10 protein-coding genes are annotated in these 12,350 nt (G+C 75.0%); 3 read left to right on the top strand and 7 right to left on the bottom strand.

The features are described from left to right. Positions 1–99 precede the first annotated feature (99 nt). Complete coding sequence (locus ACW69E_RS05195) at positions 100–537, bottom strand: SCO4402 family protein (RefSeq protein ID WP_457496976.1); 438 nt, start codon at positions 535–537, stop codon at positions 100–102. Between the two features lie 223 nt (positions 538–760). Here ACW69E_RS05195 and ACW69E_RS05190 point away from each other — a divergent pair, with 223 nt between their 5' ends. Next, entirely contained in the window at positions 761–2,107 is a 1,347-nt protein-coding gene (locus ACW69E_RS05190; RefSeq protein WP_457496975.1) for an ABC transporter substrate-binding protein, read from the top strand. Between the two features lie 83 nt (positions 2,108–2,190). Here ACW69E_RS05190 and ACW69E_RS05185 read toward each other — a convergent pair whose 3' ends face one another. After that, the gene (locus ACW69E_RS05185; RefSeq protein WP_457496974.1) at positions 2,191–3,225 is read right to left on the bottom strand and encodes a hypothetical protein; all 1,035 of its coding nucleotides are present in this window, start codon (positions 3,223–3,225) and stop codon (positions 2,191–2,193) included. Between the two features lie 638 nt (positions 3,226–3,863). Further along, entirely contained in the window at positions 3,864–5,249 is a 1,386-nt protein-coding gene (locus ACW69E_RS05180) for a transcriptional regulator (protein ID WP_457496973.1), read from the bottom strand. A 332-nt stretch (positions 5,250–5,581) separates the two neighbouring features. Between ACW69E_RS05180 and ACW69E_RS05175 the strand changes: the two genes are divergently transcribed. Beyond that, complete coding sequence (locus ACW69E_RS05175; protein ID WP_457496972.1) at positions 5,582–6,253, top strand: bifunctional DNA primase/polymerase; 672 nt, start codon at positions 5,582–5,584, stop codon at positions 6,251–6,253. Between the two features lie 29 nt (positions 6,254–6,282). Here ACW69E_RS05175 and ACW69E_RS05170 read toward each other — a convergent pair whose 3' ends face one another. Together ACW69E_RS05170 and ACW69E_RS05165 are read right to left on the bottom strand one after the other, a co-directional pair. Next, positions 6,283–7,152, bottom strand: coding sequence for an alpha/beta fold hydrolase (locus ACW69E_RS05170; protein ID WP_457496971.1), 870 nt, complete (start codon positions 7,150–7,152; stop codon positions 6,283–6,285). A 480-nt stretch (positions 7,153–7,632) separates the two neighbouring features. Then, positions 7,633–8,328 (bottom strand): metal-dependent transcriptional regulator, encoded by a 696-nt coding sequence (locus ACW69E_RS05165; RefSeq protein ID WP_237878068.1) that lies wholly within the window; start codon positions 8,326–8,328, stop codon positions 7,633–7,635. A 262-nt stretch (positions 8,329–8,590) separates the two neighbouring features. Between ACW69E_RS05165 and ACW69E_RS05160 the strand changes: the two genes are divergently transcribed. Next, a complete protein-coding gene (locus ACW69E_RS05160) occupies positions 8,591–9,424 on the top strand; it encodes an SIS domain-containing protein (protein ID WP_457496970.1) in 834 nt (277 codons plus the stop codon). A 67-nt stretch (positions 9,425–9,491) separates the two neighbouring features. Here the strand turns inward: ACW69E_RS05160 and ACW69E_RS05155 are convergent, their stop codons facing one another. Continuing rightward, positions 9,492–10,913 (bottom strand): PAS domain-containing protein, encoded by a 1,422-nt coding sequence (locus ACW69E_RS05155; protein ID WP_457496969.1) that lies wholly within the window; start codon positions 10,911–10,913, stop codon positions 9,492–9,494. Positions 10,914–11,294: 381 nt separating this feature from the next. After that, the gene (gene pdxH / locus ACW69E_RS05150; RefSeq protein ID WP_457497000.1) at positions 11,295–11,993 is read right to left on the bottom strand and encodes a pyridoxamine 5'-phosphate oxidase; all 699 of its coding nucleotides are present in this window, start codon (positions 11,991–11,993) and stop codon (positions 11,295–11,297) included. Positions 11,994–12,350 lie beyond the last annotated feature (357 nt).

Genomic DNA, 12,350 nt, shown 5'->3' with positions numbered 1-12,350 from the left:
GCCGCCTCGGGAGCCCGGCAGGGCCAGGCAGGGCTTGGGCGAGGCCCCGAGGCGGCGGGGCCGGACCGCGGCCGGGCCCCGGGATCGGGCGGTCCGGGGTCAGGCGGTCCGCAGCATGGCCGCCAGCACGTCCAGCGAGTGGGGCGGCCGGTCCGGGTCGTCGCCGTCGTTGGCGCAGAGCAGGACATGGGCGTCGCGCGCCGCGTGGACGGCCTCCGGCCAGCCCGGGTGCTCCAGATAGGCCGCCACCGGGGCGTCCGCCCCGACCTGGTGCATGATCCGCAGCACGCGCAGCACCGCGACGTCGACGAGCGCGGCCTCCTGGGCGTCGCGGAAGACCGTGCCGATGTACTTGTCCGCGGACCAGTTGTCCAGCCAGGTGTCCTCGACCAGGCGGTAGACGGCGTCCGTGACGTCGCCGTACCCGGGCAGGCCCGTCAGCCAGCACTCCCGCTGGAAGACGGGGTCGGAGAGCATGTGCAGCGCCGAGCGCACGTTGCTGCGCCAGCGCCACCAGGGCATGTCTTTGGGCGGCATGCCGTCCATGGTGCTCGAACGACCGCCGCGGCGGGAAGACCTCTCCTGCCCCCGCCGGTCCTGTCGCCCCTGCTCGCCTTCGCCCTGTTGTGCCTGCACGGTCGTCGATCGTACGTTCCGCGCCGGACGGATCCGCGCACCCCCCGCCTGTTCACCCCTCCGTCGCTCCGCGTTGGCTGTTCATCACTCGTCCGTTACAGCCGCGGCGGAATCGTTCGGAGTCATGACCGCATGGCGTAGCAAACGTTCCGCTAGGACCATGGCCGCTCTCGCCGCCACGACGGGGGTCTGCGCCTCACTGCTCACCGGCTGCGGCGTGCTGCCCGGTGACGCGAGGGCCGACGAGGGCACCGTGACCGTGATGACCTGGGCCCCGGAGGGGACCGGGGCAACCAATATGCCCGGCATGCCTGCTATGGCACAGGCATATGCGCGCTGGGTGAACGCCACCGGGGGAATCAACGGGCGCACCCTCCGTGTTCTCACCTGCAACGATCACAACAACTCGGTGGGCGCCGCCCGGTGCGCCCACCGTGCCCGCACCGAGGGGGCCGTCGCGGTCGTCGGCTCGTACAGCCAGCACGGCCGTACGTTCATGACGGCCCTGGAGTCGGCCGGCATCCCCTACCTCGGCGGCTACGGCGTGACGGACGAGGAGTTCACCAGCCCGCTGTCGTACCCGGTCAACGGGGGCCAGGCCACCCTGCTCGCCGGGAGCGGCCACCAGCTCGCCGGCCACTGCGAGCGGGTCTCGCTCGTGCGCCCCGACACCGTCTCGGGCGACCAGCTCCCCAGGCTGCTCAACGCCGGTCTGGCCACCGCCGGCGACCGGGGCCCGGCGGCCGACATCCGCGCCCCGGAGGACGCCTCCGCCTACACCGAGCACGCCAGGCGCGCCCTGGCCGGGGTGGGCCTGACGGAGGACGGGGCCGGGGTCCGGACGGCCGGCGGCACGGAGGGCGGACAGGGCGGCGGGCAGGACGGCGAAGCGGAGGGGGCATGCGTCACCGCCGTGCTCGGCGGCCGCACCGACACCTTCTTCGACTCCTTCCGGCGGCTGCGCGAGGACGGCCCCGGGGTGCGGATCGCCTCGGTGCTCGGCAGCGTGCAGCAGTCGCTCGTGGACCGGACGGGCGGCCCGGACAGCCAGTGGGAGGGCGCGTACGCCACCGGCTGGTACCCGGTCTCCTCCGATCCCCGCTGGGCGCGGATGAAGAGCGTCATCCGCGAGCACGCCTTCGGCGACAACCGGATCGACGCGGCCGACCCCGGCGTCCAGACCACCTGGATCGCCTACACCGTGCTGCGGGCGGCGATGGAGCACACCCGGGGGCCCGTCACCGCCAGGACCGTCCGGCGCGCCCTGGAGACCATGCCCCCGGTGGACACCGGGGATCTGACACCCCGGCTGAGCTGGCGCTACGAGGACATGCTGGCCGTGCGCGACCACCCGCGGCTGGTCAACGCGAAGGTGACCTTCCAGCAGGTCAGAGAGGGCACGATAGCCCCGGCCCGCGAGGGCTTCGTCGACGTGCGCGACACCCTGGAGACCGTGCCGGACGGCGGCTGAGGCGCACGCCCGGCACGGCTGCGGCCGGGGCGCTCCCGGCCGGGGCGGCGGCCGGGGGACGGTCCCCCGGAACGACACCACCGTCAGAGCTGGCTGAACTGCCTCTCGGGCAGGCCGTACCGACGGGCGGTCGGATTCCACAGTCCGGCCGCCTTCTTCTTGGCCGCCGTGGCGTCGCCGCTGGCCTTGTTGCCCTGGGCGGTCCGGTCGGTGACCCGGGCCTCCCCCTTCCGGCAGCCCTTCTTGCCCGCGACCTGGTCGGCCCACGCGGCGTAGTGGTCGTCCGCCGCGGCCGACGCCTTCCACGCCTCGGTGAGCGCGTCGGCAAGCTCCTGGTGCCTGGGCAGCCGGTCGATCTCGATCTCGCCCAGCCTGGTGACCAGGTCGTTGCGCTGCCGGGCGGCGTCGCGCAGATCGGTGGCGGCCTCGCCCAGCTTCTCGCACTTCTTGATGTTCTCGACCGACCGGATGACCGCGTTGCGGCTGTTGTTGCTGTCCGCCAGCAGCTTGTCCAGCTCCTTGGCCTGGGCCTCGGCCGGATCGGCCGAGGGGGACGGCGGCTGCTCGGGCTCGGGTTCGGGTTCGGCGGGGGCCGAGGACCGCGCCTGCGGCTGCTCCGCCGGCTTGTCCCCGCCGCTGAGCGCCGCGCCCGCGGCGAGCCCGGCGGTGATGAGCCCCGCGACGACGAGTCCGGCGACGGCGGCACGCGGCAGACCGCGCCGTCCGCCGCCCCCGCCGTATCCGCCGTGGCCGCCGTCGTGACCGTCGCGGCCACCGTGGCCGCCGCCGTACGACGGCTGGACGGCGCCGGGGTCGATGGGCGGGAGCTGCTGGGTGGCGTCGGCGGGCTGGGCCCCCGGTTGGGCCCCCGGCTGAGCTCCCGGCCGGGCACCGCTCCGGAACAGGCCGTCGAAGTCCGAGGGCGGGGTGGTGCGGTCGCCGGGGGCGCCGGGGCGTATCCCGTACGGGGCTCCGGCGGGCGGCGGGGGCACCTGGCGCGAGGCGGCGCGGGCGCTTTCGGGGGGCAGCGGCCTGCGCAGCACCGTGGTGCTCTCGACGTCGCGCTCCGGGGGCGGACCACCGGTGACCGGCCGCAGGACCCGGGTGGCGTCGTCCATGTCGCCCGCCCCGCCGCTCCGGGCATCCCGAGCGCCCTGAGCCGCCTGGGGGGCCTGAGGAGACTGGGGGCCCTGGGGAGTCCCGGGGGCCGGGCCGGACGGGGTCATCGGGGGCAGGAGCTGCGTCTCGTCGGCGGCTCCGGGCACGGTGCCGGGAGCCGGAGCCGGGGGCTGCGGCGGGGGGCCGGGCGGCTGGTACCGCGGCGACAGGTGCTGCGGCTGCTGTGGCTGCGGAGCCGGCTGGGCCGGGGGCGGTGGCGGCTGCTGCCCCTGCGGCCCGGACTGGGCGGCCGGTCCCCACGGCTGTCCCCAGGGCTGCCCCGCCGGCGGGCTCACCTGGGAGTCGCCGTGACCGGGAGCCCACCGGTCACCGTTCGACGGCAGGACAACACCCTCACGCGCCTCGTCGCCCTGTCGGCTGTGCGTCGTCACCGGGACTCCTCGTTCGCCTGACTACCAAAACACGACTGCGAATTCGTCGGCTCACGCTACCCGGTCGCTCGCGCGGGCGACCACGCCCCCGGGAGGGCTCCACATTCTCCCCACCACCGGCCGGGGCGAAACCTCTCCGTCCCCTCTTCCGTCCTTCCTCCTTCCTGCCTCCTCCGCGCCCGGCCCGCGCGCCCGGCCCGCCCCCGTTACGCCGCCGGTTCCAGACGCTGCGCGAACTCCCTGACCACGGGCTCTCGCCGGTGGGGCTCCAGCCGCGCCCGGAAGTCGTCCAGATACTCCGAACCCCGCCGCGAGCGCAGGCCCTTCAGCAGTTCCACCGCCTGCGCACCGGTGTGACAGGCGTGTTCCAGCTCACCCTGCTGGATCCGTGCGGCGGCGAGCAGCAGCAGATCGATCGCCCGCCGCCGCGCACGCCGCTCCGGATGGCCCACCAGGGCCTCCTCGGCGCGGCGCTGGGCGGGGGTGGGCTGGTTCAGGTCCCGGTGGCAGTGGGCGAGTTCGTCGGCCAGGTAGGCGGCGTCGAAGTGGCCGATCCACTCCGGGTCGTCGCCCGCGTCCGTCGCGGACTCCGCCCGGTCGAACGCCGCCAGCGCCCGCCCCGCGGCGAGCTGGCAGGTGCGGGCGTCGCCCATCAGCGCGTGGCCGCGCGCCTCCGCCGCGTGGAACATCGCCTGCGCCCGCGGGGTCACCCGGCCCCTCGTGCCCTCCTGGGCGGCTCTCGCGAGCTGGGCTATCTCCCGGGGGGTGCCCAGCGAGGCCGCGAGGTGGCTCATGCCCGCGGCGAGCACGTAGCCGCCGTAGGCACGGTCGTCCGCCGCCTGGGCCAGCCGCAGCGCCTGGATGTAGTACCGCTGGGCCAGGCCGGGCTGCCCGGTGTCCACGGCCATGTAGCCGGCGAGTTCGGTCAGCCGGGCGGCCGCGGCGAACAGCTCGCGCCCCACCGCCTCCGTGTAGGAACCCGTCAGCAGCCCGGAGACCACGCTGTTGAGGTAGTGGACGACCACCGGCCGCACATGGCCGCTGCCGTAGCGGTGGTCCAGCTCCGACAGAGCCGCGGTGGTGTCCCGTACGGCCGCGACGTCGGACGCCCCCACCCTCGGGCCGGTGCGGCGCTCCACCTCGGCGTCCGGGGCGGAGATGAGCCAGTCGCGGCTGGGCTCGACCAGCGCGGAGAACGCCCCCGACCGCGCGGTGAGCAGATCACGGCGCCCCGCGTCGCTGCGCCACAGCTCGCTCGCCTGTTCGACGGCTCCGGAGACGGTGGGCGCGAACCGCAGACCGATCCCGGCGGCCATGCTCCGGCTGCCCGCCATGCCGATCTCCTCGACCGTCACCGTCCGGCCGAGCTTGCGCCCCAGGGCCTCGGCGATGACCGCCGGCGCCCGGCCGCGCGGCTGCTGGCCGCGCAGCCAGCGGGCGACGGACGTCTTGTCGTAGCGCAGGTCGAGCCCCTGCTCCGCGCCGCACATGTTGACGCGGCGGGCCAGCCCGGCGTTGGAACAGCCGGCCTCCTGGATGAGCGCCTGCAGCCGTTCGTTCGGCTGCCGTGCGACCAGCGGCCTCGCGGCCATACGGTCCCCTCCCTCTGCGTGCTGCCTGTCCTGACCGCGCCGTCCGTGCGACCGCGCCGTCTGCTGTGACTGCTCTCGTGAACGCGCTGTCCGCTCCGAGTGCGCCGGGCACCCCGGGCTCAGGGCGCTCCGACCGCACCGCCGGGCGCATATGCCAAGATTTCCGGCGCCGCGCCGCACAGGGAACTACCCATCCAAGACCGTCCGTTCATGCACGCGCCCCCGCCCGTGCACCTGTGCGCCCCGTGTGCCGGAACGGTGCGCCGGACGAATCGATCCCCAAGCCGTAACCCTTCGTCACGGAAGAAGTTGTGATCATCGTGGAGGAGCCCATGAACATCACAACAGCGACAACTCCGGCGGCCCAGGCCACGGCCGGCACGGCGGGCCCGATGGTCGAGCACGCGGTGCGCTACACGAGGGAGCGGCTGTGGGACGTGTTCCCCGGCGCATGGCTCGAGACCGGGGGCGGCATACCGCGCTGCTCGTGCGGCACGGCGGACTGCGGGGCGCCCGGCGCGCACCCCACGCGCCCCGACTGGGCGGCGCAGGCCACCGGTGGCGCCACGGCCGTGCGCCGCATGTGGGCCGACCGGCCCCACGCGTCGGTGCTGCTGCCGACCGGGCGGGCCTTCGACGCGATCGAGGTGTCCGAGACCACGGGCTGCCTGGCCCTGGCCCGGATGGAACGCATGGGCCTGACGGCAGGTCCGGTCACCGGCACCCCGGACGGGCGGATGCTCTTCTTCGTCCAGCCCGGCGGCGCGGCCGAGGTGCCGAATCTGGTGCGGGGGCTGGGCTGGTCGCCCAGCGGCGTCGACCTGACCGCGCGGGGCGACGGCGACTGGGTGGCGGCCCCGCCGACCAGGGTGGGCACCCACGGCGCGGTGCTGTGGGTGAGGCGGCCCGGGGGCGCCGGCCACCGGCTGCCCGAGGCCGGGGAGATCGTCCCGCCGCTGGCGTACGCCTGCGGCCGCGACGCCGCCGCGGCACGCGCGCGCTGACCCGGCCCGGCCTGAGCGGCGGCCGCCGCTCAGGCCGGGAGGGCGCCCTGGAGGAAGGGTTCGACGGCCTGCCGCCACTGCTCCGGCTGGTCGTAGTGGACGAGGTGGCCCGCGTCGGCCACCTCGGCGTAGACGCCCTGGGGCAGCACCCGGACCATCTCCTGGGCCTCGGCGCGCCCGAGCTCGCCGTCGATGCCCCGGACCACCAGGGCCGGGCAGGGCACCAGGGCCAGCTCCTCCCAGTGCGCCTCGGACGCCCATGTCTGGCGGATCATCAGCATCTGACGGCGCGAGAACACCGGACGCCAGCCGTCCATCCGCTCGGCCATCACCTCGGCGAAGAACTCGCCGCGCGAGGGGTACGGGCGCTCCAGGAGCGGATCCTCCTCGCCGAACCACCTGCGGACGTCCGCGAGCGTGGCGAAGGGCACCGGCCAGGTCTCGAGCCACTGCTCCCAGTCGCGCTGGGAGCGCTTGCCCAGCGCCGAGGCCCGCATGTCGCAGATCACCACGGCGCGGACCAGGTCGGGACGCTCGGCGGCGAGCCGCCAGGCCGTCAGCGCGCCCATCCCGTGCCCGACGACCGCCACGGGCGCCAGGCCGAGCTGCTCGATGACGGCCTCGGCGTCGGCCACGTACGCGTCGCGGCCGAACGGGCCGTCGGTCGGCTTGTCGCTGCGGCCGTGCCCGCGCTGGTCCAGGCAGACGGCGCGGTAACGCCCGGAGAGCCAGCGGGCGGTGGAGGCCCAGTGCGAGCCGCGGCCCATCAGCCCGTGCAGCAGCAGCACGCTCGGCGTCTGGCCCTCGTCTCCCGGCGGCGTGCCCTTGGGCGGGTCGGCGAACTCCCAGGCCGCGAGCCGCAGACCGTCCGCTCCCCTGACGTTGATGCGTCGAACCATGCGTCCTGGCACCCCCATCCCTCCTGTCCGCGTCGTCCGTGTGCCTCGTCGCCTGCCGGCCTCACGCTATCGAACTTTTATTCGAACAAGCCCATCTGGCGTGCAACACCCCTCTTTTGAGTGACACTCAGCGAGTGTCGTCCGGCCGGGCCGAGGGGAGACAGCTACCGGGAGGCGGGCCGCTCGGGGACAGGGGCCCGCGGGGAGCGACCCCGGGAGCTCGGGGCTCAGGGTCGCACAAGGGGGCGGTGCGGCGGGGGGACACGGGGAGGCGGGGCCCCGGCGGCCGACGACGGCGCCGGGGCCCCGGTGCTGCGACAGCCCCATGGACGGCTCCCCTTCCGTCTTCCCCCGCACATCACCGAAAGCGTGCCACGACACCGCCCCCGCCCGCCCGCGTTCCTCGCAACCCCGGGCGGCCCGAGGACCGGTCGGCCGGGACGGCCGCCGGGGAGCCCGGCGACCGTCCCGGCCACACCCTCAGCGCCTGGCGACGAACACGTGCGTGGCGACCTCGGCGGTCAGCTCCGCCGCCTCGCCGCCGCTGCCGACCTGCACCCCGCCGCCGGCCCCGGGCGTCACGCTGACCACGGCGCCCGGCTGCACACCGGCCCGCCGCAGCGTGTACATCAGCTGGGCGTCCGTCTGGATCGGCTCGCCGATCCGGCGCACCACGACCGTCTTGCCGTCCGAGCCCGCGTCCAGGTCCGACAGGCTCACCATGTCGTCGCTCAGGAACGGCCCGGCCTCCGAGGGCTCGCCCAGCTCCTCCAGGCCCGGGATCGGGTTGCCGTAGGGGGACTCGGTGGGATGCCGCAGCAGCTCCAGCACGCGGCGCTCGACCGCCTCGCTCATCACGTGCTCCCAGCGGCACGCCTCCGCGTGCACCTGCTCCCACTCCAGGCCGATCACGTCGACCAGGAGGCACTCGGCCAGCCGGTGCTTGCGCATCACGCGCGTGGCCAGCCGCCGGCCCTCCTCGGTCAGCTCCAGATGCCGGTCGCCGGCCACCCGGACCAGCCCGTCGCGCTCCATGCGGGCGACCGTCTGGCTCACCGTCGGGCCGCTCTGGTCGAGCCGCTCGGCGATACGGGCACGCATGGGGACCACGCCCTCCTCCTCCAGCTCCAGGATGGTACGGAGATACATCTCCGTGGTGTCGATGAGTCCGGACATCGTGCCCCTCGTCAGCTCGTGCGGTGGCCCTGGTGACCAATTCTGACGCATGGAGCCGACAACCGTTCCCGATCCGCCCGGGAGCGCCGCACATCGTCCGCACGCCCTCCGGGAGCACCGCGTATTGACAGCACACTGGTCCAGACCTCACCGTGATCGCGGCGTCACGGGATGTTCCGGGGCGCCCGCCGGAGCGTTCACCGGGGCATGCGGCCGGGCGCGCGCCGGGCCGTACGGCGGCACACGACGGGAGGCCGGGACGATGACCGGTGCGATGGGCGGGGCGACGGACGAGGCGGCGGGCGAGGCGGTGGACAGGACGGTGAGCGGGGTCGCGGACGAAGCGGCGGGCGGGCCGGCCGAACGGTTCATCGACGCGGCCGTCGGCCTGCTGGAGCGGGTCCGCGAGGAGGAGACCGGCAGCATCTCGGCGGCCGGGACGCTGATCGCCGACACCTTCACCGGCGGCGGCCGGATCTTCGCCTTCGGCGCGGGCCACTCCTCCCTTCCGGCCCAGGACGTGGTCTACCGGGCGGGCGGACTCGCCGTGCTGAACCTCCTGCCCGTGCCCGGCGCGGTCGGCGTCGACGTCGTGCCCGCGACGCTGGGCAGCGCGCTGGAGCGGGTCGAGGGACTGGCCTCGGCCGTGCTGGAGACCTCTCCGGCGAGGGCCGGCGACGTACTGGTGGTGATCTCCCTGTCGGGCCGCAACGCGCTGCCGGTGGAGATGGCCTCCCGCGCCCGGGAGCTGGGGCTGAAGGTGATCGGCGTGACCTCGGTGGCGTACGCGTCGGCCACCTCGCCGCGCAACCCGTCGGGCACCTTCCTGAAGGACCACTGCGACATCGTCGTCGACAGCAAGATCGCGGTGGGCGACGCGGAGCTGACGGCCGAGGGCGTCGGCGCCCCCTTCGCCCCCGCCTCGACGGTGGTGACCGGCGCGATCATGCAGGCGGTCGTCGCCTCGGCCGTGGGCACGCTGGCCGCCCGCGGTGTCACCCCGCCCCTGCTGCGCTCGGGGAACGTGGACGGGGGCCACGAGTGGAACGCCCGGGTGATGGCCGAGCACGCCGACCGGATCTTCCACCTGCGCTGACGGCCCCGGCCCGCATCCCGGCCCCGCAGCCCCGCCCCGGATTCCGGGCGCGGGCTCGGTCCCGGGCTCAGTCCCGGGACAGGGCGCGGGCGAGGTCGACCGCGGCGGCGACGTGGTCCGCGACGCCCTCCGCGTAGATCGCGTCCGAGCGGTCGAAGGCGCGCCGGCCCGGCCCCCGCAGGAAGGTGAGCACGCCCAGGGTGCGGCCGCGGCTGCGCAGGACCGCGCACAGGCCGTGCACCGTGCCCTCCGGCCATCTGCGGGCCCTCGCCCACCCCCGCACCGCCGATCCGCCCACGCTGGTGCGCACCGGGCCGCAGCGCTCGTACGCCTGGAGCGCCGGGTGGTCGCTCGGGTAGGGGACCGGGACGCCCGTGGTCGACGTGCCCGGGGCCGGGGCCTCGGCGGTGCGCACCAGCCGGGCCGGGGAGCCGGGCGCCGCCAGGTCCAGCAGCGCGTGGTCGGCGAAGCCCGCCAGCGCGAAGTCCAGGTGGACGGCCACCGCCTCCATCGGGTCCTCGCACTCGGCCGCGGCCCGCGCCGCCCGGTGGGCCTGGTTGCCCCGGAAGCGGAACCGCGCCGCCTCCTGCTCGACCCGCCTGGTGTCCGTGACGTCCATGAAGAACCAGGCCACGCCCAGCGGCACCGGCGCCTCCTCCGCCATCGGCGAGACCAGCCGCAGGAAGCCGCTGCGCCAGCAGCGCCGCGCGTCCCCGGCCGGCCCGTCCTCCCGCTCCGCCTCCTGCTCGCCGGCCCCGGCGCGCAGCGTCACCCACAGTTCCGCCGGAGCGGGCGGCGGGCCCTCCGCCAGTACGTGCTGCAGGGCGCTCTCCAGCTCCTCCACGCCCTCCCCCACCAGCTCGCCCAGCGGCCGCCCCAGCATGGCGGCGCGGCCGACGCGCAGCGCGCGGGCGGCGTGGAGGTTGGCGACGGCCGGGCGCAGGTCGGCGTCCACCAGGACCACCCCCCACGAGGCGCCCTCGAACAGGGCCTCGCTCAGGGCGATCGACCGCTCCAGATCGATCTGCGTGCGCACCTCGCCGAACGCGCAGTACACGCCGGTCGGCCGGCCGTCCGCGTCGCGCACCCCCGAGCACTGCACCCGCACCAGCACCCGTCCGCCGTCCTTGCGCACCAGCGCGAACTCGTGGACCCTGCGCCCCGGCGCGGCCATCGCGGCCATCAGCCGCTCCTGGACGTCCCCGGCGTCGGCGGTGCGGACCGCCCAGCCCGCCAGCCCCCGGCGGCCGACGGCCTCCTGCCTGGTCCAGCCCAGGATGCGCTCGGCCTCGCGGTTCCAGTGGGTGACGACGCCGTCGGCGTCGAAGGCGCACAGGGCGGCGTCCATGCCGTCCAGGAGAGCGGCGAGCAGCAGCTCGTCCTCGGAGCCGGCGACTCGCGGCGGGGCGGTTCCTCCCGCGGAACCGCCTCGGGAGGAACCTCCGTCACCGGCACCGTGTTCGAAGTGGGTCTCGGACTGAGCCGTCACCTGACACCCCCGGCTGGACGCTGCGCGCAACTGCACTCCCGATCATTGAACTCGAACGTGACGCAGCGCACATGTGATTCACGCAAATCGTTGTGCCCTCGAAATTCGCTTGTCCGTGCCCATGTCGCCGCCTACCGTTCTCAGTACACGAGAAGGGAGGTGGTTCGGCAGATGAGTTGCAACCGGACGCGTGAGGTGGCTGCGGCCTAGGAGGCCGACGTCACAGCGTGATGCCGGCACCGCCGGCCAATCCCGAGCAGTCACCCGACCCGCGGGCTGTCGGTACGTCCGACCGACCCCCCTCGCGCCGTACGGCGCGACCGGGGCCAGGCCCGCGGGTCGTCTGCGTCCGCGGGGGCCTCGGCGCCTTCGCGGCCTCCCTCAGGGGCTGAGGCGTTCGACCGTCCAGGCCGCCGCCCCACCAGAACCGCCCGGCCCGCCGGAACCGCCCGGACCGGCCGTGTCGCCCGGGCCTCCCGGAGCATCCGAGTCTCGGCGGACGTAGCGCAGGCGGTCGTGGAGGCGGTTCTCGCGGCCCTGCCAGAACTCCACCGTCCGCGCCACCACCCGGTAGCCGCCCCAGTGCGGCGGGACCGGGACCCGCTCCGTCTCCGGGTAGCGCTCCGCGAGCTGCGCGTACGCGCGGTCCAGCTCCTCCCGGGAGGCCACCTTCGAGGACTGCTCGCTGGCCCACGCCCCGAGCTGCGAGCCGTGCGGGCGGGTGCGGAAGTAGGCGGCCGTCTCGTCGCGGCCGGTGCGCTCCGCCCGGCCGGCGACGATCACCTGGCGGGCCACGGCGTGCCAAGGGAAGAGCAGCGAGACGTACGGGTTGGCGTCGATCTCGCGGCCCTTGCGCGAGACGTAGTTGGTGTAGAAGACGAAGCCGCGCTCGTCGAACTGCTTGAGCAGCACCGTGCGCGAGCTGGGCCGCCCCCGCTCGTCGGCCGTCGAGACGACCATCGCGTTCGGTTCGTGGAGTCCGGCGGTCACCGCCTCCTCGAACCAGCGCAGGAACTGCCCGTACGGGTCGGCGGCGAGATCCTCCTCCCGGAGTCCCTCCGCGCGGTAGTGGGCCCGCATGGCGGCGGGGTCCAGGTGCGGACGGTGGGCGAGGGCTTCGCGGGCTGCGTCGTCGGCTTGGGGCACGCGTTCATCTTGCAACACGTCCCTCGCGCGGCATCGGGCGGTGGCGGGCGAGTTTGCCCGTCCGTGGGAGCGTGTACACCTGGAGACGGGGAAACGGGGAGTGTGCCGCATCTCACTCTTCCCCGCACCTGCCGGACCGGACAGAATCGCTGGCTGGACCACTGTGGCCTTCGCACAGCGCGGGCTATCGTGTCCGACCAGTCACTGCCCGGTCACCACCGGCAGCCCAACAGCAGCAGGGCAGGACCGGGTGCCGGCCCGGACCGCCGGCCCCACGCGGCGGCGGAACCG

It is taken from the genome of Streptomyces sp. SS8 (assembly GCF_054072955.1).
This window is presented reverse-complemented; position numbering and strand designations above follow the sequence as displayed.